20 protein-coding genes, 1 tRNA gene and 1 pseudogene are annotated in these 25823 nt (G+C 65.4%); 5 read left to right on the top strand and 17 right to left on the bottom strand.

Going from position 1 to position 25823, the window contains the following annotated elements; all coding sequences use genetic code 11:
• From ABD679_RS10820 to ABD679_RS10800, 5 genes and pseudogenes are all read left to right on the top strand, one after another.
• Positions 1 to 2694 carry a TIGR02594 family protein gene (locus ABD679_RS10820; RefSeq protein WP_344759996.1) on the top strand — a complete coding sequence of 898 codons (2694 nt, stop codon included), beginning with the start codon at positions 1 to 3 and terminating at the stop codon, positions 2692 to 2694.
• Positions 2691 to 3194 (top strand): hypothetical protein, encoded by a 504-nt coding sequence (locus ABD679_RS10815; protein ID WP_344759995.1) that lies wholly within the window; start codon positions 2691 to 2693, stop codon positions 3192 to 3194. The genes ABD679_RS10820 and ABD679_RS10815 overlap by 4 nt, the downstream gene beginning before the upstream one ends.
• A gap of 270 nt (positions 3195 to 3464) precedes the next feature.
• A complete protein-coding gene (locus ABD679_RS10810) occupies positions 3465 to 3938 on the top strand; it encodes a helix-turn-helix domain-containing protein (protein ID WP_344759994.1) in 474 nt (157 codons plus the stop codon).
• Between the two features lie 33 nt (positions 3939 to 3971).
• Positions 3972 to 4136 (top strand): annotated as a pseudogene (locus tag ABD679_RS10805) (transposase); the annotation flags it as partial.
• A 55-nt stretch (positions 4137 to 4191) separates the two neighbouring features.
• Positions 4192 to 4794: a hypothetical protein gene (locus tag ABD679_RS10800; protein ID WP_344759993.1), complete on the top strand. Its 603-nt coding sequence runs from the start codon at positions 4192 to 4194 to the stop codon at positions 4792 to 4794.
• Between the two features lie 86 nt (positions 4795 to 4880).
• Here ABD679_RS10800 and pnp read toward each other — a convergent pair whose 3' ends face one another.
• The 17 genes from pnp to nuoF form a co-directional block, all read right to left on the bottom strand.
• Entirely contained in the window at positions 4881 to 6989 is a 2109-nt protein-coding gene (gene pnp, locus ABD679_RS10795) for a polyribonucleotide nucleotidyltransferase (RefSeq protein ID WP_344759992.1), read from the bottom strand.
• 127 nt (positions 6990 to 7116) lie between these two features.
• Positions 7117 to 7377: a 30S ribosomal protein S15 gene (gene rpsO / locus ABD679_RS10790; protein WP_344759991.1), complete on the bottom strand. Its 261-nt coding sequence runs from the start codon at positions 7375 to 7377 to the stop codon at positions 7117 to 7119.
• A gap of 179 nt (positions 7378 to 7556) precedes the next feature.
• Positions 7557 to 8507 carry a tRNA pseudouridine(55) synthase TruB gene (gene truB, locus ABD679_RS10785; RefSeq protein WP_344759990.1) on the bottom strand — a complete coding sequence of 317 codons (951 nt, stop codon included), beginning with the start codon at positions 8505 to 8507 and terminating at the stop codon, positions 7557 to 7559.
• Positions 8508 to 8689: 182 nt separating this feature from the next.
• On the bottom strand, positions 8690 to 9049 hold the full coding sequence (gene rbfA / locus ABD679_RS10780; protein WP_344759989.1) for a 30S ribosome-binding factor RbfA: 360 nt from the start codon (positions 9047 to 9049) through the stop codon (positions 8690 to 8692).
• A gap of 130 nt (positions 9050 to 9179) precedes the next feature.
• Complete coding sequence (gene infB / locus ABD679_RS10775) at positions 9180 to 11783, bottom strand: translation initiation factor IF-2 (RefSeq protein ID WP_344759988.1); 2604 nt, start codon at positions 11781 to 11783, stop codon at positions 9180 to 9182.
• Between the two features lie 241 nt (positions 11784 to 12024).
• A complete protein-coding gene (gene nusA / locus ABD679_RS10770) occupies positions 12025 to 13536 on the bottom strand; it encodes a transcription termination factor NusA (protein ID WP_344759987.1) in 1512 nt (503 codons plus the stop codon).
• Between the two features lie 7 nt (positions 13537 to 13543).
• On the bottom strand, positions 13544 to 14143 hold the full coding sequence (rimP, locus tag ABD679_RS10765; RefSeq protein WP_344759986.1) for a ribosome maturation factor RimP: 600 nt from the start codon (positions 14141 to 14143) through the stop codon (positions 13544 to 13546).
• Between the two features lie 188 nt (positions 14144 to 14331).
• A tRNA-Met gene (locus ABD679_RS10760) sits at positions 14332 to 14408 on the bottom strand.
• Positions 14409 to 14584: 176 nt separating this feature from the next.
• Positions 14585 to 16039, bottom strand: a complete 1455-nt coding sequence (gene nuoN / locus ABD679_RS10755) for an NADH-quinone oxidoreductase subunit NuoN (RefSeq protein ID WP_425561889.1) — start codon at positions 16037 to 16039, stop codon at positions 14585 to 14587.
• 40 nt (positions 16040 to 16079) lie between these two features.
• Complete coding sequence (locus ABD679_RS10750) at positions 16080 to 17591, bottom strand: NADH-quinone oxidoreductase subunit M (RefSeq protein ID WP_344759985.1); 1512 nt, start codon at positions 17589 to 17591, stop codon at positions 16080 to 16082.
• A gap of 19 nt (positions 17592 to 17610) precedes the next feature.
• A complete protein-coding gene (nuoL, locus tag ABD679_RS10745) occupies positions 17611 to 19680 on the bottom strand; it encodes an NADH-quinone oxidoreductase subunit L (protein ID WP_344759984.1) in 2070 nt (689 codons plus the stop codon).
• A 12-nt stretch (positions 19681 to 19692) separates the two neighbouring features.
• Entirely contained in the window at positions 19693 to 20016 is a 324-nt protein-coding gene (gene nuoK / locus ABD679_RS10740; protein ID WP_344759983.1) for an NADH-quinone oxidoreductase subunit NuoK, read from the bottom strand.
• The gene (locus tag ABD679_RS10735; RefSeq protein ID WP_344759982.1) at positions 20016 to 20666 is read right to left on the bottom strand and encodes an NADH-quinone oxidoreductase subunit J; all 651 of its coding nucleotides are present in this window, start codon (positions 20664 to 20666) and stop codon (positions 20016 to 20018) included. The genes nuoK and ABD679_RS10735 overlap by 1 nt, the downstream gene beginning before the upstream one ends.
• 7 nt (positions 20667 to 20673) lie before the next feature.
• Entirely contained in the window at positions 20674 to 21162 is a 489-nt protein-coding gene (nuoI, locus tag ABD679_RS10730) for an NADH-quinone oxidoreductase subunit NuoI (RefSeq protein ID WP_344759981.1), read from the bottom strand.
• Entirely contained in the window at positions 21162 to 22238 is a 1077-nt protein-coding gene (gene nuoH / locus ABD679_RS10725; protein ID WP_344759980.1) for an NADH-quinone oxidoreductase subunit NuoH, read from the bottom strand. Before nuoH ends, nuoI begins: the two co-directional genes overlap by 1 nt.
• On the bottom strand, positions 22235 to 24466 hold the full coding sequence (gene nuoG, locus ABD679_RS10720; protein WP_344759979.1) for an NADH-quinone oxidoreductase subunit NuoG: 2232 nt from the start codon (positions 24464 to 24466) through the stop codon (positions 22235 to 22237). Before nuoG ends, nuoH begins: the two co-directional genes overlap by 4 nt.
• Positions 24463 to 25818 carry an NADH-quinone oxidoreductase subunit NuoF gene (nuoF, locus tag ABD679_RS10715; RefSeq protein WP_344759978.1) on the bottom strand — a complete coding sequence of 452 codons (1356 nt, stop codon included), beginning with the start codon at positions 25816 to 25818 and terminating at the stop codon, positions 24463 to 24465. The genes nuoG and nuoF overlap by 4 nt, the downstream gene beginning before the upstream one ends.
• Positions 25819 to 25823: the final 5 nt, after the last annotated feature.

The following is a 25823-nucleotide window of genomic DNA, read 5'->3' as shown; positions in this document are numbered from 1 at the left end:
ATGGCTGACGAACTCAAGGATCCAAAGCCGCTTCGCAAGATCGTCTATCCGTTCCCCAAAACGGACAACAGCGATCCTGCTCACCCCAAGCCGGTTGAAATCAAAGACGCCCAGGAATACTTCCAGGCCCTGTCAAAAGCCGAAGATGGGTTCTATCCCATCGGCTACAACGGCCAATGGCATGGCGGCATCCATTTCGGGGCAGAAACGGGGTCGGCACTGGCGCAGGACGACGGCATCCGCTGCATCGCGGATGGCGAGGTCATTGCCTGGCGCATCGACGGCGATGCTTATCCCACCGTCAAGTACGAGACCTGCGCCGCGGCCAAGTACTCGACCGGCTTCGCACTGGTCCGGCACCGCCTGCAGTTGCCAAAACCCCCGACCAGCAATGCGAATGCCCAGGGCGAAGCCACGCCCACCGAATCGGCTTCCGAAGAAGATCCGTCACTGGTGTTCTACAGCCTGTACATGCACCTGCTGTACTGGAAGGGCTACCAGGACGACGAAGAGAAAAAGCGCCCCGGATACTGGGGCGACCCGGTTTACGTGGTTGGCGAAAAGGCCAAAGACAGTCGGAAGAACCACCCCAACAATCCGCATATTCCGGAAGATGGCGTGGGACTGAACCTGCGTGACGCCAACGGCGATTACTGTGGCTTCGCCCCGCGTGGCGCCAAGCTGCGCATGGGCGCTGAATCCGCGAAAAAGGGGTACAACGCAGTCGCCGAGATCGTCAGCGGCCAGGTCGCTCCCGCCGAACTACCCGCAGGTGCGACGGCTTTCCTGAAGGAACTGGAAAAAACCGCCGCCGAGCCTTCCACCCGCGATGCCATCGTTGTTCCGGACGCCCCCATCGCCATCAGCGCAGGCGACCTGATCGGCCATCTGGGCGAATATCAGCGCTACAGCGACATGAATCCGATGGTGGAAACCTGCACGGAACGGTCGCTGGTGCAGCTGGACGTGTTCGCCGAGCCCAAAGCACTCGAGGACTTCATCAAAAAGGGCAAGGAGCGCGACGCACAGCTCGACGCCAAACAGAAGACCCTGTTACATATCCAGCCCGGTGCGCAGTTCGTCCAGCCGGCCGAGGCGGATGTTGAGGTACCCGCGGGCGAAACAATCCTGTTCGTTGGCGTTGATGCTTCCAACCGCTGGGTCAAGGGACACCGCGGCACTGTCGCCACGGTTCCCCGGCCAGATGGCTTCAACTCCACTACGCGCACCTACGGTGATGGCCGCATCTTCGTATCGGCAGTCAACCCGGCCGATGGCAGCGAACTGCCGCTGGAGCAGTTCAACGCCCTGAAAGACAAGTCCGCCTATACCCAGCGCAAGCTGTTGACCCCAACGGCCGAGGTCTGGTTGGACCGATCGGTTGCCGACCGCTTTAATACCGTTCCGACGCCAGCTCGAGTCTGGTCGCAGTTCCCGCTACAGGTCTCCAATGCATCGGGCGACGCGGCAGAGCACTCCCGCATCATTGCAATCAAGTCCGCAGAAGCTACCACAGCGGAAGCCGACGGCACCCGCTGGTTCCTGGCCGACGCGGGTGGCGGCGCGACGGGTACCCTGCAAGGTTGGGTCCGGGAAAAGGACCACCCCAACGTAGTACTCTGCTCACCGTGGGCATGGCCCGGGTTCGTGCTGATGGACACAGGCGCGTTGCAGCCACAGGACCTTTACGCACGAACACTCAAACAGACCAAACAGGCGCAGGAAGACGAACAAGACAAGATCGAGGCCCTGAGCCAGAACGCGGAAATGAGCCCTTTGTTCGACTCCTTGTGCGAGGCGATCGATGCTGACGGCAAAGACGGCATCACCCCACTGGAATTGCGCAACGCCCTCAACAAGCCCTGGCTGGCCCAAGCGCTGTCACGGCTGGCGATCAAGCATCACAGTGAATGGGCGGGCCCAATGGACCGCTGGAATGCAATCGATGCCTTGATTCCCAAAGAGAACCAAGATGACTGGACGGCAGAAAAGCTGAGGATCCAGCGCCTGCAGATATGGAATGACGTCAAGGGCAAGAACGGGTTTCCATCCGAATCAAAAGTTGTGCACCTGCACCCAGTTGGATTCATTGAAAACTTCACCACTCCCGACAAGAGGGCACCATGGATGGAAATAGCCCTGAGAGAACTGGAAAAATGGGGAGGCGTCAATGAAAGCATCATTGATGACACCATAAATTACCACAAAGAAATAGGTTCTGAATTGCCATCCATGACAGGCAACTCAAACCCTTGGTGCGCGTCATTTGTAAACTATTGCCTGAAGGAGTCTGGGTATGAGCAAACCGGAAGCCCTTCATCACAATCATTCTCAACCCACAAAAAATTCAAAAAGATAGAAAGCGCAGTTTATGGCGCAATTGTTGTATATAGGAGCAAAACAAGCTGGACAGGGCACACTGCATTCATATACGGAAAATTAAAAACAAATGAACTCTCTGTTCTCGGCGGGAATCAAGGCAATTCAATTACATTTAACTCCCACAAGGGGGTGTACCTTAATGCGGTAAATTACAAGCTTATCGGATTCTATGTTCCCGAATCCTATTACGACGCAGCAGTTTCAATAATTAAATCAGGGGGAGATCTTGGTGACGAGGAATACACTCTTAATGAACTAAGAGAAAAATTTAAACAATCCCGTGAAAATGATTCGGAAACACAAACACGATGAAAATCCTCCCCACCCTACTATTATTGACATCTACTTGCTGCGCCCAAACACCACAGCACACCGCAAGCATCCAACAAGACGAAAATTTTCCGGGGGATGAATGCCTGTCCAAGGAAAGAGTAAGACAAGAAACTGATCGATTTTTATCGTCTGTCGCGAAAGGCGCGATTCCATACGAAATGATGTCCTCATTCGCCGCAGAGGAGTCTAAAAACAATGGAATTACTGGCGAATTCGCCGCCTCAGCTTCGAAGCATAGCACTGAGATTTCATATCTGGAGGAGGCGCCAGATGAATCCGGCCGAAAAATCAAGCATGCCACCTTTCCAGAGAACACATGCATAACTTCATTTGTGCTGTCGGCACCAGAGGAACTGAGAAAAAAATGCGACGATGACGGGGCATATGGTGTCTGGTATACCTTTTCCGTCCACAACGGCGACATCCAAATCTCCGATGTGTCCGGAAATATCTATCCGGAGTGCAGCGAGTTCAGGTGATCCGCTTTCCTTTTGGAAAACACACCCTCCGAGAACAAAAAAGGTTCTTCTCCCAACAGAGGGGAGAGGCGCACGGCCGACCGGGCAGACTTGTTGGTGTCTAAGACAACAAACTGGGGCCGGCCGTGGCCGACGGGGATTGTATTGCCCAGCTGGGTGGCTGGGTGGGGTATCGGGTTGAAGACTGGCGGCATGAGTGGCGTGGGAAGCGCCGCTGGCTGGTGCTGGAGCTGACACCGGCCCCCGACCACGCGCGCCGCTGCAGCGGTTGTGGCGAAGGAGGTGGCGGCGATCCACGACCGCGCGATCCGTCGGATCCGTGACCTGCCGGTGTTCGAGGATCCAGTGGAGCTGGAGGTCGAACGGCTGCGGCTGGTGTGCCCGCGCTGCGGACCGCGACTGGAGCAGTTGGACTGGCTGGACCCGCATGCCCGGGTGACGCGACGGCTGGCCGAGAGCGTGGCCCGGCTGTGTGCGGTGACCTCGATTCTGCAGGTGGCGCGCTGGTTCGGGCTGGACTGGAAGACGGTCAAGACGATCGACTTCCGGCACCTGGAGCGGACGCTGGGACCGATCGATCTGGCCGGGGTGACGGTGATCGCGATGGACGAGTTCGCGATCCAGAAGGGCCATCGTTACGCCACGGTGGTCGTCGACTCCGAGCGCAAGCGGGTGCTCTGGGTGGGGCGTGGCCGTAGCCGTGCCGACGTCCTGACCTGCCCCCCGATTTCCGGGCCAGTCTGAACTTAGTAGAGTCCGTCTCACAAGAGGACGGACATGAAGAAGCGATACACCGAAGAGCAGATCATCGGCTTCCTCAAGGAAGCGGCGGCTGGCACGCCAGTCAAGCAGCTGTGCCGCAAGCACGGCTTCAGTGACGCGTCGTTCTACCTGTGGCGGCGCAAGTTCGGCGGCATGGACGTGCCCGACGCCAAGCGCCTGAATGTAATGACCCAGTGATTTCCTGCTCAGGTGCTACCTTTTCCCGGAGAGCACGATGAGCCAAGTGATGGACGAAGAGATCAAGCGTTGGACGGCGCGGCGGAAGTCGCGCTGGTGCTGGGAATCATCCAGGGTAAGAGGGCTGGAGCTAAGACCAGTCCCCCTGCTTTTCATGCTCTTGGCAACCATGTGTTGCTGTGCCCGAATCCCACAACATACAGGCGTCGAGGACTACCGCAGCGAGTCCTCAAGTAGCAAATGCCTCTCGGAAGAAGAGATAGATCACGAAATTGAGGAATTCTCGGCAGCTCTCGCCAATGGCTCCATGCCTGGCAAGCAGATGAGTCCGCAAGCAGCAGCCAAGGCCAAGAGCGAAGGAATTGTCGGGGATTTTTCGATTCTTGCTTCAAGGCACAGCACCCACATCTCTTATCTGGAAGAAGCATCAGATGAGTTCAACCGGCCAACCGCACACGCCCGTTTTCCAGAGAATATCTGCGTGGTTTCGTTTGTTCTGTCCGCACCCGAAGCCCTGAGAAAGAAGTGCGATGATGACGGTGCGTATGGCGTCTGGTATACATTTTCCATCGATAAGGGGGATGTCTACATCTCCGATGTTTCCGGGAACATCTATCCGGAATGCAGCGAGTTCAGGTGACCTTGTTCACTGCGGGAAACCACACTCGCCGGAAACAAAAAAGCGGGCCGAAGCCCGCTTTTTTTTCTTGCAATGTAGCCGACAACTTACTCAGCCGGCGCGCCCTCGCCTTCCTCGACGGCCTTCATCGACAGGCGGATGCGGCCCTGCTTGTCGACTTCGAGGACTTTGACCTTGACGATGTCGCCTTCCTTGAGCTTGTCGGAGACCTTCTCGACGCGCTCGTTGGAGATCTGCGACACGTGCACAAGGCCGTCCTTGCCGGGGGAGATGGTGACGAAGGCACCGAAGTCCATCAGCTTGACGACCTTGCCTTCGTAGATCCGGCCCGGCTCGACGTCGGAGGTGATCTGCTCGATGCGGTCCTTGGCGGCTTTGCCGGCGGCGGCGTCGACCGAGGCGATGGTGATGGTGCCGTCGTCCTGGATGTCGATCTGGGTACCGGTTTCCTTGGTGATGCCCTGGATCACCGAGCCGCCCTTGCCGATCACTTCGCGGATCTTGTCGGGGTGGATCTTGATGGTGATCAGGCGCGGCGCGAAGTCGCTCAGTTCCGGGCGCGGCGCGGTCAGCGCGTTGGCCATTTCGCCGAGGATGTGCAGGCGGCCCTGCTTGGCCTGGGCCAGGGCGACCTTCATGATTTCCTCGGTGATGCCCTGGATCTTGATGTCCATCTGCAGGGCGGAGATGCCGTTCTCGGTGCCGGCGACCTTGAAGTCCATGTCGCCGAGGTGGTCCTCGTCGCCGAGGATGTCGGACAGTACGACGAAGTCGTCGCCTTCCTTCACCAGGCCCATCGCGATGCCCGCGACCGGTGCCTTGATCGGCACGCCGGCGTCCATCAGCGCCAGCGACGAGCCGCAGACCGATGCCATCGAAGAAGAACCGTTCGACTCGGTGATCTCGGAGACCACGCGGATCGTGTACGGGAATTCTTCCATCGTTGGCATCACGGCGAGCACGCCGCGCTTGGCGAGGCGGCCATGGCCGATCTCGCGACGCTTCGGGCCCATCATGCGGCCGGCTTCACCGACCGAGTAAGGCGGGAAGTTGTAGTGGAACAGGAAGTGTTCCTTGTACTCGCCGGAGACGGCATCGATGATCTGGCCATCGCGCGCGGTGCCGAGCGTGACGGCAACGATCGCCTGGGTCTCGCCGCGGGTGAACAGTGCCGAGCCGTGCACACGCGGCAGCACGCTGACCTTCGACGAGATCGGACGCACGGCATCGAGCGCGCGGCCGTCGATGCGGACGCGGGTCTTGAGGACCGAGTCACGCATGGTCTTGTATTCCTGCTCGCCGAATTCCTTCGACAGCGCGCCCGGAGCCCAGGCATTGGTCTCCGCCTCGGGGGCGATCGCGGCGAGGATCGACTTCTTGAGGTTGGAGATCGCATCCTTGCGCTCGAGCTTGTCGCGCACCTGGAAGGCTTCGGCCAGCTTCTCGCCGACGGCGTTCCGGATCGCGTTGACGATGCCTTCATCGGTGGCGGGCGCGGACCATTCCCACTTCGGCTTGCCGGCCTCGGCAACCAGCTCGTTGATCGTGTTGATCGCGACCTGCATCTGCTGGTGGCCAAACATCACCGCGCCCAGCATCACGTCTTCCGACAGCTCCTTGGCCTCGGACTCGACCATCAGCACCGCGTTGGCGGTACCGGCGACGACGAGCTCGAGGTCCGAATCCTTGAGTTCGGACACGGTCGGGTTGAGCAGGTACTGGCCGTCCTTGTAACCGACCTTGGCGGCGCCGATCGGGCCGTCGAACGGCGCGCCCGACAGCGACAGCGCGGCCGATGCGCCGATCAGCGCCAGCACGTCGCCGTCGACTTCCGGGTTCATGGACATCACAGTGGCGATGATCTGGACTTCGTTGCGGAAGCCGTCCGGGAACAGCGGGCGGATCGGGCGGTCGATCAGGCGCGAGATCAGCGTTTCCTTCTCGGTTGCACGGCCCTCGCGCTTGAAGAAGCCACCGGGAATGCGGCCGCCCGCGTAGAACTTCTCCTGGTAGTCGACGGTCAGCGGGAAGAAATCCTGCCCTTCGCGTGCGGTCTTGTTGGCGACCGCGCTGACCAGCAGCATGGTGCCCTCGCACGAAATCATGACCGCACCACCGGCCTGGCGCGCGATCTCGCCGGTTTCGATGGTGACCGTGCGATTGCCGTACTGGAAGCTCTTGGTAACTTTTGCCACGTGTGAATTCCTTAGGATGACTCTTGCGATGGACCGGACGGAGGCCCCTGCCTCCAACCGGGCGGATCGCGCAGGGCGATCCAAAAAAGAACCGCGGCGCATTGCTGCGCCGCGGTGTCGTCCGGGGTTACCGGCGCAGGCCGAGCTTCTCGATGAGTGCCTTGTAGCGCGCGACGTCCTTGCGATGCAGGTAGTCGAGCAGGCTGCGACGGCGGTTGACCATCTGCAGCAGGCCACGGCGGCTGTGGTGGTCGTGCTTGTGGGTCTTGAAGTGCTCGGTCAGGTGCACGATGCGTGCTGTGAGCAGGGCGACCTGGACTTCCGGGGAGCCGGTGTCGGCGTCGCCGCGCTTGTGTTCATTGATGATGGCGCTGGTGTCGATGGACATCTGGTGTTGCCTCTGGGTAGATGCGTGGCTTGCAGGAACGCGACGCCATGCCGCTGGCATGGTCCGCGCACCGCTCGGCTCGCCGTTTGCTGGGAAGGTGCTTCGAAAGTGCTTGAAAAAGCCGCAAAATTGTAGCGCCTGGCGGTGTCGGCCACAAGGTGCGACCGGTCCGGCGACGGTCAGCCCGGCTGGGCGCAGGCCCAGCTGAACAGACGTTGCGGCCGCAGCCTGCCTTCGTCGTCGACCGCGCCCAGCCCCAGCGCCCGGCCGCCGGGGCCGAAGATCGCCACCTGGCCCGTCGGGGCGAAGCCGCCGGCCACGCCCTGCCCATGTCCGAGGCGGGCGGCGCCGGCCGCATCGACCTCCACTTCCGGCCAGGAGGCCATGCCGCTTTCCACCGGCAGCACGCAGGCGTCGAGCCCCCGCTCGCCCCGCCCGGCCAGCGCCTGCAGCGCCTCGAAGGTCCACATCCGGGGTTCGCGGAAGGGGTCGACCCACAGCCGACGCAGTTCCGCCACGTGCGCGCCGCAGCCCAGCGCCTCGCCCAGGTCGCGGACCAGGCTGCGCACGTAGGTACCCGAGCCGCACTCGACCCGCAGCCGCAGCAGGGGTTCGCCGGCGTCGAGCAGGTCTGCCGCCGCCTGCAGCTCGAAGGCGTGCACGTCGACTTCGCGCTCCTCGACTTCCACCACTTCGCCGCGGCGCGCCTTGGCGTACAGCGGTTCGCCGCCGCGCTTGAGCGCCGAGTAGATCGGCGGACGCTGGCGGATGCGACCGGTGAGCGCACGCAGCGCAGCGTCGATGGCATCGATGGACAGCGCAGGCACGGGGCGTTCGCGCAGCACCTGGCCGTCGGCGTCGTCGGTATCGGTCACCTGCCCCAGCCGCGCCACGGTGTCGTAGGCCTTGCGCGCGCCGAGCAGGCCGCCGGCGATCTTGGTCGCCTCGCCGAAGCAGACCGGCAGCAGTCCGGTGGCCAGCGGGTCGAGGCTGCCGGTATGCCCGCCCTTTTCGGCGCGGAACAGGTGCCGCACGCGCTGCAAGGCCTGGTTGGAGCTCAGCCCGCTCGGCTTGTCGAGCAGCAGGATGCCGTCGAACTTGCGGAACCGGGTGCGCGGCAGTTTGCTCATGCGGGGATTGTAGGGGGCGTGGCGCTGGGCCGTGCTCTTGCAGGAGCGGCTTCAGCCGCGGGCTTGTGCCCATCGTTCACCGAAGGGTCTGCGGCAAAGCAGCGCGATTTCCTTCGACCTTTCACTGACAAAGGCAAGGGCTCGCGGCTGAAGCCGCTCCTGCAGGTACTGCTGCGAACGGCTCAGCTCTCGCCGGTGTCCGGCAGGTCGCGCAGCAGGTTGTCGATGCGCTCGCCACGGTCGACGGAATCGTCGTAGTGGAAATGCAGCTCCGGCACGTGGCGCAGGTTCACCGCGCGCGCGAGCTTGTAACGCACTTCCGGCGCGGCCGCCTTGAGCCCCTTCATGGCTTCGGCCGCGCGCTCGGGCTGCAGCGCGGTCACGAACACCTTGGCGTGTGCCAGGTCGCGCGTGACCTCGACGTCCGACACGCTGACCGACGGCAGGCCGTGTTCGGCCACGGCGTCGCGCACCAGTGTCCCCAGTTCGCGGCGGAGCTGGGCGGAGACGCGGTCGGTACGGTGGAAGGATTTGGTGGGCATGGTCCGGAATCTCTTGATTCGAGCCCCGGGACGCGGAACCCGGGGCTCGGGAAAGTCAAAAGCCGGGGACAACACCCTTCGCTTTTTCTTTTCCCGAGTCCCGGGTCCCGAATCCCGGGTCCCGGCTTTCCTACAGCGTCCGCTGCACCTCGATGCGTTCGAAGCACTCGATCTGGTCGCCCGGCTGCACGTCGTTGTACTGCTTCACGCCGATGCCGCACTCGGTGCCGCTGCGGACCTCGTCCACGTTCTCCTTGAAGCGGCGCAGCGATTCCAGCTCGCCTTCGAAAACGACGGTGTTGTCGCGCAGCACGCGGATCGGCTTGCTGCGCTTGACCACGCCCTCCACGACCATGCAACCGGCCACGGCGCCGAACTTGGAGCTGCGGAACACGTCGCGCACCTCGGCGGTGCCGATGATCTCCTCGCGGATTTCCATGCCCAGGATGCCCGAGGCAACCTGCTTTACCTGGTCGATCACGTCGTAGATGATCGAGAAGTAGCGCAGGTCCACGCCGTTGCCTTCGATCACCTTGCGTGCCGACGCGTCGGCACGGACGTTGAAGCCGATCACCGTGGCCTTGGATGTCGCAGCCAGCTGGGCGTCGGATTCGGTGATGCCGCCCACGCCCGACCCGATCACGTGGATGCGGATCTGGTCGTTGGACAGCGCAGTCAGGGCCTGCACCAGCGCCTGCACCGAGCCCTGCACGTCGGCCTTGACGATCAGCGGCAGGCTGAGCTGGCCGGAGCCCTCGCCCATCTGCGCCATGATGTCTTCCATGCGGTTGCCGGCCTGGTTGACCAGGCGCGTCTCGCGGCGCTTGGCATCACGCTGCTGCGCGACTTCCTTGGCCAGGCGCTCGTCCTCGACCACGACAAAGTCGTCACCGGCGTCGGGCACGCCCGACAGGCCGAGTACCTGCACCGGGATCGACGGGCCGGCACTGTCGGGCTGCTTGCCGTTCTCGTCGAACAGCGCGCGCACGCGGCCGTACTGCACGCCGCACACCAGATAGTCGCCCTTGCGCAGCTGGCCCTGCTGGACCAGCACGGTGGCGACCGGGCCACGGCCCTTGTCGAGCGAGGACTCGATGACCACGCCGGTGGCGCGCCCGTCAGGCACGGCCTTGAGCTCCAGCACCTCGGCCTGCAGCGAGATCGCGTCAAGCAGTTCGTCGATGCCCTGCCCGGTCTTGGCCGAGAGCTCGACCATCTGCGTGTCGCCGCCGAATTCCTCGGCGACCACGTCCTGGCCCAGCAGTTCGTTCTTGACCCGCGACGGATCGGCTTCGGACTTGTCGATCTTGTTGATCGCCACGATCAGCGGCACGCCGGCCGCCCTGGCGTGCTGGACGCCCTCGATCGTCTGCGGCATCACGCCGTCATCGGCCGCAACCACCAGCACCACGATGTCGGTCAACTTCGCGCCGCGCGCACGCATCGACGAGAACGCCGCGTGCCCCGGGGTATCGAGGAAGCTGATGACGCCCTTGCCGGTCTCGACGTGGTAGGCACCGATGTGCTGGGTGATGCCGCCGGCCTCGCCGGTGGCGACCTTGGTGCGGCGGATGTAGTCGAGCAGCGAGGTCTTGCCGTGGTCCACGTGGCCCATGATGGTGACCACCGGCGGACGCGGGCTCGTCTCGCCCTTGATTTCCTCGACGTGCGCGAGCAGCTCGCTCTCGGCGTCGTCCGCGGCGGCACGCACCGCGGTGTGGCCCAGTTCTTCCGTGACCAGCACGGCGGTGTCGTGGTCGATGCTCTGGGTGATGGTCGCCATGACGCCCATCTTGAACAGCGCCTTGACCACGTCGCCGCCCTTCATCGCCAGCTTCTGGGCGAGGTCGGCCACGGTGATCGCCTCGCCGATCGCCACTTCGCGCACGACCGGCGCGGTGGGACGGGTGAAGCCGGTGCCCGAGCGCGACTGCTCGGCCTGGCGGCGGGTCGGACGGGCTTTGCCGCGGCCGCTGGTGCGGCGCGCACGGTCCGCGGCGGACAGGTGCAGCTTGCCCGCGAAGCGCGCGGCGCTGTCGTCGTCCTCGACGCCGGCCACCATCGCGTGCGAGCCGCGGGTCTTGTGCTTGGGGCCGCGGTCGTCGCTGCGCGGCGGCGGCGGCTTGGGATGGCCATGGCCATGCCCCGGCTTGCGGCCGGCGGCGTCTTCCTCGGCCGGAAGCGCGGCAGCGGCTGCGGCCGCTTCGGCTTCCAGGCGCAGGCGTTCGGCCTCGGCTTCTTCCTTGCGCTTGCGCTCGGCGGCTTCCTCGGCGCGACGCTTGTCCTCTTCGGCCAGGCGCTGCTGCTCGCTGAGGTTGCGCTGGCGCGACTCCTCGAGCTTGCGCAGGATCTCGGCGCGCTCGTCGTCACCGGATGCCGCGGCCTGCTCGGCCGTGGTGCCGGCGCTGTCGCCCGCACCCGGCTTGACCAGGGTGACCTTCTTGCGGACGACGACGTCCACCGTCGAGCGGTTCTTGCCGCCGCCGACGGTGAGTTCCTGCTTGCGGCTGCGGCTGAGCGTGATCTTCTTCGGCGCGATCGCATCCTCGGAGGCCTTGCCGGCCTTGCCGTGGGTGCGGCGCAGGAAGCCCAGCAGCTTGACCTTCTCGGTGCTGGTGACGACCTGGTCGGGACCGCTGAACTCCATGCCGGCCTCGGCCAGCTGTTCCAGCAGTTTCTCGACCGGCGTGTTCACCAGTGCGGCAAGCTTGCGGATGGTGGTTTGCTGCGACATTCGTTTTCCGTGTCCTTTGGCGGGGGCCTGGGCCCTGCGCGTGATGGAACGATTCTACTGCGGGGAGGAAAGTCGGCCCGGTGCGGCGCCATTGCTGGCTGCCTGCTGCCGGATCGGCCTTCCCCGCCTCTCCTGCCGCCCTCCTGGCGGCGCCGGCATCCAGGGGATGCCTCCCGGGCGTCCAATCCCGGGCCTACACGGTTTCGGCCGGTGGCGCGCCGCGCGCCTGCCGGCGTACCCGTCAGCCCTCCTGCTCCAGGCGCGCGATTTCCTCCGCGCGCGCGGCGAGGATCAGCGCGGCAGCGCGCTCCTCGTCCAGGCCCTCGATGCCGAACTCGGCCACTTCGTCCGCGCCCAGGTCCGACAGGTCCTCGCTGGTGCGCACGCCGTTGGTGGCCAGTGCGAAGGCGGTTTCCTCGTCCATCCCTTCCAGCGCGAGCAGATCGGCGGCCGGTGCGTTCTCGTCGAGTTCCTCCTCGACCGCCAGCGCATCGTTGAGCAGCGCGTCGCGGGCGCGGGCGCGCAGTTCCTCGACGATATCCTCGTCGAAGCCCTCCACCGCCAGCAGCTCACCGACCGGCACGTAGGCGATTTCCTCGACCGTGCTGAAGCCCTCGGAAACCAGGATGCCGGCGATTTCATCGTCGACCTCGAGCTTTTCCTGGAACAGCGCGCGCGCGGCGGCCTGCTCGGCCTCCGACTTCTCGGCGACCTGGTCCTGGGTCATTACGTTGAGCTGCCAGCCCGACAGGCGGCTGGCCAGGCGCACGTTCTGGCCGCCCTTGCCGATCGCCTGCGCGAGGCGGTCCTCGGCCACGGCCAGGTCCATCGAATGCTTGTCCTCGTCGACCACGATCGACTGCACCTCGGCCGGCGCCATCGCGTTGATCACGAACTGCGCCGGGTTGTCCGACCACAGCACGATGTCCACGCGCTCGCCGTTGAGCTCGTTGCTCACCGCCTGCACGCGCGAACCGCGCATGCCGATGCAGGCGCCGATCGGATCGGTGCGGTTGTCGTAGGCCAGCACGGCGATCTTCGCGCGGTCGCCCGGATCGCGGGCGCAGGCCTTGATCTCGACCAGGCCCTGGCCGACTTCCGGCACTTCGAGCTTGAACAGCTCCATCATGAATTCAGGCGCCGCGCGGCTGATGAACAGCTGCGGGCCGCGCGGCTCGGTGCGCACGTCGTACAGGTAGCCGCGGATGCGGTCGCCGGCGCGCACGATATCGCGCGGGATCGCCTTGTCCTTGGGGATGAACGCCTCGGCGTTGCCGCCCAGGTCGACATAGACGTTGCCGCGCTCGACGCGCTTGACGATACCGGTCACCAGCTCGCCGACGCGATCCTTCCACGCATCGACGACCTGCGCGCGCTCGGCCTCGCGAACGCGCTGCACGATCACCTGCTTGGCGGCCTGCGCGGCAATACGGCCGAAATCGACGTTGTCGATCTGCTCCTCGATGAAGTCGCCGACCTCGGCCTCCGGGCTCTCGTCGACCACGTCCATCATGCGGATCTGGCGGTCGGGAGATTCCATCACCACGTCGTCGGCCACGACCTCCCAGCGGCGGAAGGTCTGGTAGCTGCCGTCCTTGGGATCGATCTGGACGCGCGTCAGCACGTCTTCTTCGAGGTAGCGCTTCTTGGCCGCGGTGGCGAGCGCCGCCTCGATCGCCTCGAGGATCACGGATTCCGGCACGCCCTTCTCGTTGGCGACCGCGTCCACGACCAGCAACAGTTCCTTGCTCATCTGTTTCTCACTCCGCGCGGGACGGGCCTGCCGTCTCCGTCTTGTTGGTTCGATTGCCTGTGGTTTTCTTCTTTGCCTTGCCCGGACGCGCGTCGCGCCCCGACTTGTCCTGTGCCGGCGCCAGTCCGAGTGCCGCCCAGTCGGGCAGCAGGCGCGCCTTGTCGATGTTGTCGAAGCCGACCTCGATGGCCGCACCCTCGACATCGAAGGTGATGCGGTCACCCTCGACCGCCGCGATGACGCCCTGCAACCTGCGGCGGCCGTCCTGCGGCAGCTTCAGCCCGACCTTGGCCTGCTTGCCGATGAAGCGTGCGAACTGCTCCGGTGCGAACAGCGGGCGGTCGACGCCGGGGGACGACACTTCCAGCGTGTAGTTGCCGCTGATGGGGTCTTCCACGTCCAGCTGTGCCGAGACTTCGCGGCTGACCGCCTCGCAGTCACCGATACCGACCAGGCGCCCCTCCTCCGCATCGGCCGGCAGGTCGATATACAGGCGCAGCACCGCGCCCCCGGGGGCCGGCAGGTATTCGACGCCCAGCAGCTCCAGTCCCATGGACTGGACGGTGGGCGCCAACAGCGCTGTGATCCGGTTTGCCTTGTCGCTCATCTGTTCGGTAAGGGCCCTGACTGCGGGTGACGTACGGTGTCCGGCCCCAGATGCAACAAGGGGCCCGTTGGGCCCCTTGTCCGATACCACTGGATTTCGGCGTCGAGGCTGAAGCGCGCCTCGATCAAGCCCGACTTTCCGTCATCAAAAAAAGCCTCCATGGAGGCTTTCCGTCGATCGCGAAAAGCTGGTAGCGGGGGCAGGATTTGAACCTGCGACCTTCGGGTTATGAGCCCGACGAGCTGCCAGACTGCTCCACCCCGCATCAGGCGCGGAATTATGGTGACTATGGGAATTTATTGCAACCCCAAGTCGTGCTTGCGCGCTGTCCGGGCGGCGTTCCCTGCGCCGCCTGGAGCGTGAATGCTCGCGCCTGCGGCCTTCCTGTCGAATGGCTGAACGGATTACACGCGGCGCAAGCGGACGCTTCGGTGCCGGCCCTCAGACCCCGAAGGCCCGCTGGCACCAGCTCATCAGCGGGCTCCAGGCGAAGCCGAGCACCAGCAGCGCGACCGCATTGATCGAGAACACGACCCGCAACGGGCGCCCCGGGCGCACCTGGATCGGCTCGCCGGCGGGCTCGTCGAAGTACATCACCTTCATCACCCGCAGGTAGTAGAACGCACCGATCACCGCGAACACGATGCCGACGATCGCCAGCCACAGCATGTCGCCCTCGATCGCCGCGCGCAGCACCGCCAGCTTGGCCCAGAAGCCCAGGAACGGCGGCACGCCCGCGAGCGAGGCCATGATGCACAGGACCATGCCCGCCATCCACGGACTGCGCGCGTTCAGGCCCTTGAAGTCGTCGATGCGATCGGCTTCGAAGCCGTTGCGCGACAGCATCACGATGGCGCCGAAGGCGGCAGTGGACATGATCGCGTAGCTGATCGCGTAGAACATCGCTGCCGCGTAGCCCTCGGCACCGCCGCCGGCGAAGCCGAGGAAGATGAAGCCCACGTGCGAGACGGTGGAGTACGCCAGCATGCGCTTGAGGTTGGTCTGCGCGATCGCGACGATGTTGCCGATCGCCAGCGACAGCGCGGCCAGGCCGGCCAGCAGCAGGTGCCACTGGTCGCCCGCGGGCGCCAGGCCCGACTCGAGTAAGCGGTAGGTCATGCCGAACGCGGCCAGCTTCGGCGCTGAGCCGATGAACAGCGTGATCGGCGTGGGCGCGCCGTGGTAGGCGTCGGGCAGCCACATGTGGAACGGCGCGGCGCCGAACTTGAACGCGATGCCGGCGACCACGAACACCGTGCCGGTCAGCATCAGCATGCGGTCGTCGCCCGCCAGGCTCCCGGCTGCCGCGTGGATGGTCGCCAGGTCCAGCGAGTGCGTGGCGCCGTACAGCAGCGACATCCCGTACAGCAGCAGGCCGGAGGCCAGCGAACCGAGCACGAAATACTTCATCGCCGCTTCCGACGACAGCGGATTGTCGCGGTCGATCGCGACCAGCGCGTACGAGGCCAGCGCCAGCAGCTCCAGGCCCACGTAGACCATGGTCAGGTTGCCCGCCGACACCAGCAGCATCATGCCCACCGCGGCGAACAGCACCAGCACCGGCAGCTCGCCCTTGTACAGGCCGCGCTCGCGCATGAAGGTCCACGCGAAGCCCAGCGCCACCGCGGACACCACCAGCAGCGAGATCTTGAGCACGTCGGCGATGCCGTCGCGCACGAACATGTCGTGCATCACCGAGCCCTGCCCGCCCGTGCCCGCAGCCACCATGCACGCGGCCACGAGCAGCACGACGATCGCGCCCACGTGGGTCACGATGCGGCGGCGCTCGTCCATGAACAGGTCCAGCATCAGCAGCGCGAACGCGCCGAGCACGACCAGCAGTTCGGGCGCCAGCGGCGCGATGTCCGCCAGTCCCCTCACCTGCGGGGTCATCACGCCTTCGATCAGTACACCAGGGATCATCGCGGCATCGTCCTCAAAGCTTGCTTGCGGCGAGCTGCGCCGCCAGTTGCGCGATGGAGGGCTCCATCAGGTCGGTCAGCGGCTTCGGCCAGATGCCGATCAGCAGCACGCCCGCTGCGAACACGCCGAGCACGATCCATTCGCGGCTGTTGATGTCCTTCAGCTCCGCCACGTGGGCGTTGCCGACGTCGCCCCAGATCACCCGCTTTGCCAGCCACAGCGAATAGCCCGCGCCGGTCATCAGCGTGGTCGCCGCGGCGAACGCGATCAGCGGATGGTGCTGGAAGCTGGCCAGGATCACCATGAACTCGCCAACGAAACCGCTGGTGCCCGGCAGGCCCGAGTTGGCCATCGAGAAGAAGATCCAGAACGCCGCGAACCACGGCATCACGTTGGCCACGCCGCCGTAGTCGGCAATCCGGCGCGTGTGCATGCGGTCGTAGAGCACGCCGATGCAGGAGAACATGGCGCCCGAGATGAAACCGTGCGAGACCATCTGCACCATCGCGCCCTGCAGGCCAAGGCGCGCGGTGTCCAGGTTCTGCACGTCACGCACCAGCGACAGCGCGATGAAGGTACCCAGGGTCACGAAGCCCATGTGCGCGATCGACGAGTACGCGACCAGCTTCTTCATGTCGTCCTGCATCAGCGCCACCAGGCCGACGTAGACGATGGCGACCAGCGACAGCGCGATCATCAACCAGGCGAACTCGTGGCTGGCGTCCGGCACGATCGGCAGGCTGAAGCGCAGGAAGCCGTAACCGCCGATCTTCAGCATGATCGCCGCCAGCACCACGGAGCCGCCGGTGGGCGCCTCGACGTGCGCATCCGGCAGCCAGGTGTGCACCGGGAACATCGGCACCTTGACCGCGAACGCAATGAAGAACGCGAAGAACAGCCACGCCTGCTCGGTGGCCGTCAGCGACAGCTGCACGAGGTCCGGGATCTGCCAGCTGCCGCCCTTCATGTACATGTAGATCAGCCCGACCAGCATGAACACCGAGCCGAGGAACGTGTACAGGAAGAACTTCATCGCCGCATAGACGCGGCGCGGGCCGCCCCAGACGCCGATGATGATGAACATCGGGATCAGCATGCCCTCGAAGAAGGCGTAGAACAGGATCGCGTCGACCGCACAGAACACGCCGATCATCACGCCTTCGAGGATGAGCATGGTGGCGAAGTACTGGCTCACCCGCTTGGCCACCGAACCCCACGCGCCGATCAGCACCAGGATCGTGGTGATCGTGGTGAGGATGATCAGCGCGACCGAGATGCCGTCGGCACCCAGGTGGTACTGGATGTCGTAGGCCGGGATCCACTCGCGGCGCTCGAGGAACTGCAGGCCGGGGTTGGCGAGATCGAAGCCCGTGAACAGCGGGATGCTGAGCACGAACACCGCCAGCGCGATCAGCAGCGACAGCCAGCGCGCCGCGGACGCACGCTGGTTGCCGAGCGCGAGCACCAGTCCGCCACCGACGATCGGCAGCCAGATCAACAGACTCAGGAGGGGCCAGTTCGACACTTGTTCGTATCCGTGACGGTCAGCGCCAGTAGCGGATCAGCGCGGCCAGCAGAACAATCAGGCCGAGAATCATCGCGAAGGCGTAGTGGTAGAGGAATCCGGACTGGGTGCGCCGCAGCACGCCCGAGAACAGGTCGACAAGGCGCGCGCTGCCGTTGACGAACAGGCCATCGACGACCTTCTCGTCGTTGCGACGCGACAGTTTGCCCAGCAGCATGCTGCCGCCGGCGAAACCCTTGATCCAGAGGTCGTCCATCCCGTACTTGTTGTTAAGCACGCGGATCGGCAGCGCCAGCACGCGCGCGACCTTCGCAGGCAGCTCCGGCTTGAGCAGGTACATCACCGTCGCCACGACGAAGCCGGCGAAGGCAAGCCAGAAGGCCGGCGCCATGAAACCGTGCAGCGCGAACTCCACCGGGCCGTGCCAGTCGGCCGCGCCGATCACGGCCACCACGTCGCGCGGGCCGGCCACGTCGATCGAGCCGAGGAAGAACGGCAGCTGCTTCGCGTGGCCCATCACGTCGGTGCCGAACAGCATCGGGCCGATCGTGAAGAAGCCCACGCCGATCGAGGCGATCGCCAGCAGCACCAGCGGCACCGTCACCACCCACGGCGACTCGTGCGGTTCGTGCGCGCCGTGGCCGTGGTCGTCGTGGTGCGCATCATGGCCGCCACCGGTGGCATGCGCGTCGCGGAAGCGCTCCTTGCCGTGGAAGGTCAGGTACAGCAGGCGGAAGCTGTAGAACGCGGTGACGAAGGCGCCCAGCAGTACGGCCCAGTAGCCGTACGTCGCGATCCAGTTGCCGGACTCGTGCGCGTGGTGCGCCGCGGCCTCGATGATCGTGTCCTTCGAATAGAAGCCGCTGAAGAACGGCGTGCCGACCAGGGCCAGGGTGCCGATCAGCATCGTCCAGTAGGTGACCGGCATGTACTTGCGCAGGCCGCCCATGCGGCGCATGTCCTGCTCGTGGTGCATGCCGATGATGACCGAGCCGGCGGCCAGGAACAGCAGCGCCTTGAAGAAGGCATGCGTCATCAGGTGGTAGACGCCGGCGCTGTAGGCCGACACGCCCAGCGCCACGGTCATGTAGCCCAGCTGCGACAGCGTGGAGTACGCGACCACGCGCTTGATGTCGTTCTGGACCATGCCGATCAGGCCGGTGAAGAAGGCGGTGGTGGCGCCGATGAACAGCACGAAGTTCAGCGCGGTCTCGCTCAGCTCGAACAGCGGCGACATGCGCGCGACCATGAAGATGCCCGCCGTGACCATCGTGGCGGCATGGATCAGCGCCGAGATCGGGGTCGGGCCTTCCATCGAGTCGGGCAGCCACACGTGCAACGGCACCTGCGCCGACTTGCCCATCGCGCCGACGAACAGGCACAGGCAGATCACCGTCGCCGCCGACCAGGCGTGGCCCTCGAAGATCGCGATCGCCTGGCCGTCGCCGATCCGGTCGCTGGCATTGGCGAACACCGTCGCGTAGTCCAGCGTCCCGAACCAGTACAGCACGCCGGCGATGCCGAGCAGGAAACCGAAGTCACCCACGCGGTTGACCATGAACGCCTTGAGATTGGCGAACACCGCCGTCGGGCGCTTGAACCAGAAGCCGATCAGCAGGTACGAGACCAGGCCCACCGCTTCCCAGCCGAAGAACAGCTGCATGAAGTTGTTGCTCATCACCAGCATGAGCATCGAGAAGGTGAACAGGCTGATGTAGCTGAAAAAGCGCTGGTAGCCCGGATCGTCGGCCATGTAGCCGATGGTGTAGACGTGCACCAGCAGCGAGACGAAGGTCACCACCACCATCATCATCGCGGTCAGCTTGTCGATCATGAAGCCGACATGGGCCTCGATCCCGCCGACCTGGAACCAGGTGTAGACGTTCTCGTTGAACGGCGCCGCGCCCTGCCCCACCAGCTGCCACAACACGTACGACGACAGCGCACAGCTCGCGGCCACGCCCAGGATGGTGATCCAGTGCGCGCCGGCGCGGCCGACCTGGCGGCCGAACAGCCCGGCCACGATCGCGCCGACCAGCGGCGCGAGCACGATGGCCAGCAGCACCGTTTTCGAGATCGCGATTTCCATGCCCGGCATCACTCAGCCCTTCAAGGTGTCGATTTCGGCGACGTTGATCGTGCGCCGGTTGCGGAACAGCGTGACCAGGATCGCAAGGCCGATCGCGGCCTCGGCCGCGGCCACGGTGAGGATGAAGAACACGAACACCTGCCCGGCGGCGTCGCCGGCGGCGCGCGAGAACGCGACGAAATTGACGTTGACCGAAAGCAGCATCAGTTCGATCGACATCAGCAGGATGATCACGTTCTTCCGGTTGAGGAAGATGCCGGCGACGCTGATGCAGAACAGCGCGGCGCCCAGCGCGAGGTAGTGGCCGAGCGAAAGGCCCTGCGCGAACAGTTCCATCACTTGTCCTCCCCGTTCGTCCCGTCCTGCGCGGCGGGCCGGGCCTCCGGCGTGGGCCGGGTGGCATCCATCTTCACCATGCGGAAGCGGTCGCCCGCCCTGACCCGCGTCTGCTCCGACGGGACCTGGTGCTTGGTGCCCTCGCGGCGGCGCAGGGTGAGCGTGACCGCGGCGATCACCGCGACCGTCAGGATCAGCGCGGCGACCTCGAACGGCAGCAGGAAGCCGGTGAACAGGCGTTCGGCCAGCCATTCGATGTTGGGCACCCCGGCGGCGGCGGCCGGGTCGGCGCCGAACGGCTCGACCCGCGCCTTGATGCCGATCAGCATCAGGATCTCGACCAGCATCACCACCGCGACCACCAGGCCCACCGGCAGGTAGCGCACGTAGCCTTCGCGGATCGCGACCACGTCGATGTCCAGCATCATCACCACGAACATGAACAGGACCATGACCGCGCCGACGTAGACCACGACCAGCGCGATGCCGAGGAACTCCGCGTCCGCCAGGATCCAGGTGCAGGCGACCGTGAAGAACGCCAGCACCAGGCACAGCGCGGCGTGCACCGGGTTGCGGACGCTGATCACCGCGCCGGCGGCGACCACGGTCACCGTGGCGAAGGCAAGGAAAGCGAGCAGTGCGTAATCCATGCGGTCCTCAGCGGAAAGGCGCGTCTGCGGCGCGGCGTTCGGCGATCTCGGCCTCGAGCCTGTCGCCCAGCGCCAGCAACTGCGGCTTGGTGACGATGTTCTCGCCGCGGTTCTCGAAGTGGTATTCGTGCACGTGCGTCTCCACGATCGAATCGACCGGGCAGGACTCCTCGCAGAAGCCGCAGTAGATGCACTTGAACAGGTCGATGTCGTAACGCGTGGTACGGCGGGTGCCGTCGGCGCGCGGTTCCGAATCGATGGTGATCGCCAGCGCCGGGCACACCGCCTCGCACAGCTTGCAGGCGATGCAGCGCTCCTCGCCGTTGGGATAGCGGCGCAGCGCGTGCAGCCCGCGGAAGCGCGGCGACTGCGGCGTCTTCTCCATCGGGTACATCAGCGTGTACTTCGGCCTGAACAGGTACTTGAGCGTCAGCCACATGCCGGCCAGCATCTCCAGCAGCAGCAGGCTCTTGAACCAGGACGCAATCTTGCCCATCACTTGCCCGCCTCGAACACGCCGTAGTACGCCATCAGCGCCGTCACCGCGATCCACGCGATGCTCAGCGGGATGAACACCTTCCAGCCCAGCCGCATGATCTGGTCGTAGCGGTAGCGCGGGAACGTGGCGCGGAACCAGATGAAGGCGCTGGCGAAGAAGCCCACCTTCAGGAACAGCCACCACCAGCCATCCACCGACAGCACCGGGATGTCCCAGCCGTGGAACGGCGACAGCCAGCCGCCCATGAAGAAGATCGAGGCCAGGAAGCTGACCAGGATCATGTTGGCGTACTCGGCCAGGAAGAACAGCGCGAACGCGGCGCCCGAGTACTCGACCATGTGGCCGGCGACGATTTCCGACTCGCCCTCGACCACGTCGAACGGCGCGCGGTTGGTCTCGGCCACGCCGGACACGAAGTAGACCACGAACAGCGGCAGCATCGGCAGCCAGAACCACTCCAGGAAGCCGCTGTTGCCGGCCTGCGCCATCACGATCCCGGACATGTTCAGAGTACCCGCACCGATCATCACGCCGACCAGGGCGAAGCCCATCGCAATCTCGTAGCTGATCACCTGCGCGGCCGAACGCATCGCGCCAAGGAAGGCGTACTTCGAGTTCGACGCCCAGCCGGCAAGGATCACGCCGTACACGCCCAGCGACGTCATCGCCAGCAGGTACAGCAGGCCCGCGTTGGCGTTCGACAGCACCAATTGCGCGTCGAACGGCACCACCGCCCACGCCGCGAACGCCGGCGCCAGCGTGATCAACGGCGCCAGGAGGTACAGCACCTTCTGCGCGTTGCTCGGCTGGATGACTTCCTTGAACAGCAGCTTGAACACGTCGGCGAACGCCTGGAACACGCCCAGCCCCACGTACATCGGTCCGTGGCGCACGTGCATCCAGCCGATCAGCTTGCGCTCCCAGACCACGTAGAACGCGACCGCCAGGATCACCGGCACCGCGATCACGAGGATCTTCAGCACGATCCAGACGACCAATCCGAATGCACCCAGCGACAGCAGCCATTCGTGCAGCGGGCCGAACAGGTCGGCGAGGAAAGTCGCAGTGTTCATGCGGCCTCCACCCTGGCGTTGCCGGCCGCCAGCGCCGCGGTGGCGCCATAGCCGCGTTCGACCCAGGCCGACCCCGGCGCCACGCGGTCATCCAGCACGACCTGCAGCGTTGCCGTGCCGGCGGCGTTGGAGAGCTTCGCCATCGCGCCGTCGGCGATGTTCGCCGCGGCCGCATCCTGCGGATGCAGCGTCACGCGCGGGCCAACGGTCAGCGGGTGCGCCTGTAGCGCGGCGGCGCGGCGGGTGACGGCGTCGACGCGGTAGATTGCTTCGGACACCGCGAGTTCGAGCCCCTCGCCTGCCGCGGCCGGTGCGGCCGAGGCGGCGACGGCCACCTCGCGCGGCGCGATCGATGCGCGCAGGCCGTCGAGGTCGGTGAAGTCGAAGCCCGCCAGCCCGAGCTCGCCGCCGAGCGCGCGCAGCACGCGCCAGCCGGCGCGCGCCTCGCCGGGCAGCTTGCCGGCTGCGACCGCGGCCTGGTCGCGGCCGTCGAGGTTGGTGAGCGTGGCGTCGATTTCGGGCAGCGCGCCGATCGGCAGGATCACGTCGGCCACCTTGCGCGTGGACTCGCAGGCGAACTGGCTGAACGCAACGACCTGCGCCCCGCCCAGCGCCTTGAGCGCCGCGGCCTGGTCGGCGAAGTCCAGTCCCGGCTCGATGCCGTAGACCACGTAGGCGCCGCACGGCTGCGCGAGCATCGCATTGGCGTCGCGCGACGCCGGCAGCACGCCGTGGCGCGTCAGGCCGAGCGCGTTGGCGCCCTGCGGGATGCGGCACAGCGCGGCGTTGTTGGCACTGGCGAAAGCGGATGCGGCCTTGCCGATCGCGGAGGCGTGGATGCCGTTCCCGGCGATCGCGCCAACGATGACCACCGCGCGCGTCGCACCGGCGAACGCCTGCGCCAGCTCGGCCGAGCCCAGGGCATCGGCAATGCGCGAGGGTGCGACGATCTGCTTGCCGGCGATGTCGAACGCAAAGTCGAAGTCGACCGGGTTGACCACGTGCACCTTCGCGCCGCGCTTCCAGGCCTTGCGCACGCGCTGGTGCAGCAGCGGCACCTCATGGCGCAGCTGGCTGCCGACGATCAGGATCACGTCCGCGTTCTCGATCTCCGCGACCGGCATGCCGAACGCTTCGGCGACGGCGCCGTCGGACAGGTCGTGCGCGGCGATGCGGTGGTCGAGGTTGCCGGTGCCCAGCGCATCGGCCATGCGCGCCAGCAGCGCGCCTTCCTCGTTGGAAGTCGACGGATGGACGAGGATGCCGAGGTCGTCGGCGGCGTTGTCGCGCAGGATCTGCGCGGCCTTGCCCAGCGCTTCGTCCCACGAGGCTTCGCGCCACTGGTCGCCGTCCTTGACCTGCGGCTTCACTGCCCGATCCTCGACATACAGGCCCTGGTGCGAGTAGCGGTCGCGGTCGGACAGCCAGCACTCGTTGACCGCCTCGTTGTCTCGCGGCACCGCGCGCAGCACGTCGCCGCGGCGCGCGTGCAGGAACAGGTTGCTGCCCAGCGCATCGTGGTAGCCCAGCGATTCCTTCGCGATCAGCTCCCACGGACGGGCGCGGAAGCGGAACACCTTGTTGGTCAGCGCGCCCACCGGGCACACGTCGATGACGTTGCCCGACAGTTCGGTGGCCAGCGGCTTGCCGTCGTAGGTGCCGATCTGCAGGTTCTCGCCGCGCTGCATGCCGCCCAGCTCGTAGGTGCCGGCGATCTCCGCGGTGAAGCGGATGCAGCGCGTGCACTGGATGCAGCGGGTCATCTCGGTGGCGACCAGCGGACCCATGTCCTCGTCGGCCACCACGCGCTTGCGTTCGGAGAAGCGGCTGACCGAGCGGCCGTAGCCGAGCGACAGGTCCTGCAGTTCGCACTCGCCGCCCTGGTCGCAGATCGGGCAGTCGAGCGGATGGTTGATCAGCAGGAACTCCATCACGTTGCGCTGCGACTTGAGCGCCTTGTCGCTGCGCGTGGAGACCTTCATGCCGTCCATCACCGGCGTGGCGCAGGCCGGCGCCGGCTTGCCCATCTTCTCGACCTCGACCAGGCACATGCGGCAGTTGGCCGCGATGGCGAGCTTGTCGTGGTAGCAGAAGCGCGGGATCGGGATGCCGGCCTTGTCGGCGGCCTGGATGATCATCGAACCCTTGGGCGCGGCCAGTTCGACACCGTCGATGAAGACGGTGACCTGGTCGGGCGGCAGGTTCGGGTTGACGGGCTGTGCGCTCACGCGGCCACCGCCTTCGGCACCACGGTGCCGTTGCGCTCGTCGTCCACGAGGAACCGCCTGTTCACGATCGCGTACTCGAACTCGTCCCAGTAGTGGCGCAGGAAACCCTGCACCGGCCATGCGGCGGCCTCGCCGAAGGCGCAGATGGTGTGGCCCTCGATCTGCCCCGCCGCGGCACGCAACATCTGCAGGTCGTCGACCGTGGCCTGCTTTTCGGCGATGCGGGTGAGCATCCGGTACATCCAGCCGGTGCCCTCGCGGCACGGCGTGCACTGGCCGCAGCTTTCCTGCATGTAGAAGCGCGAAATGCGCTGGCAGGCGCGGACCATGCAGGTGGTGTCGTCCATCACGATCACCGCACCCGAGCCGAGGCCGGAACCGGCCTTCTGGATGCTGTCGTAGTCCATCGTCAGCTGCATCATCGTCTCGCCCGGCAGCACCGGCATCGACGAGCCACCGGGGATCACGCCCTTGAGCCTGCGGCCCGGGCGCATGCCGCCGGCCATCTCCAGCAGCTCGGAGAACGGGGTGCCGAGGCGGATCTCGTAGTTGCCCGGGCGCGCAACATGGCCGGAGACCGAGAAGATCTTGCAGCCACCGTTGTTCGGCTTGCCCAGGTTGAGGAACCACTCGGCGCCGTTGCGCACGATCGCCGGCACCGAGGCGTAGGTCTCGGTGTTGTTGATCGTGGTCGGCTTGCCATAGAGGCCGAAGTTGGCCGGGAACGGCGGCTTGTAGCGCGGCTGGCCCTTCTTGCCTTCCAGCGACTCCATCAGCGCGGTTTCCTCGCCGCAGATGTACGCGCCCGCGCCGAGCGCGTTGTAGATGTCGATGTCGATGCCGCTGCCGAGGACGTCCTTGCCCAGCCAGCCGTTCGCATAAGCCTCGGCGGTGGCTTCCTCGAGATGCTCGAACGGTTCGTGGTGGAACTCGCCGCGCAGGTAGTTGTAGGCCACGGTGCTGCCTGTCGCGTAGCACGCAATCGCCATGCCCTCGATGACCGAGTGCGGGTTGTAGCGCAGGATGTCGCGGTCCTTGCAGGTGCCCGGCTCGGATTCATCGGAGTTGCAGAGGATGTACTTCTGCATGCCCGAATCCTTGGGCATGAAGCTCCACTTCAGCCCGGTCGGGAAGCCCGCGCCGCCGCGGCCGCGCAGGCCCGACTGCTTGACCATCTCGATCACGTCCGCAGGCGGGATCTTCTCGGCCAGGATCTTGCGCAGCGCCTGGTAGCCGCCGGTCTTGAGATAGTTCTCGTACGACCACGGCTTGTCGAAGTGCAGCGTGGTGTAGACGGCCTGGTGCTCCTTCGGAGCCGGGCCGACCGGGCCGTAGCCCTCCGATGCACACACATTTG

Origin of the sequence: Luteimonas lutimaris, from assembly GCF_039537065.1 — a bacterium.
GTDB lineage: Bacteria > Pseudomonadota > Gammaproteobacteria > Xanthomonadales > Xanthomonadaceae > Luteimonas > Luteimonas lutimaris.
This window is presented reverse-complemented; position numbering and strand designations above follow the sequence as displayed.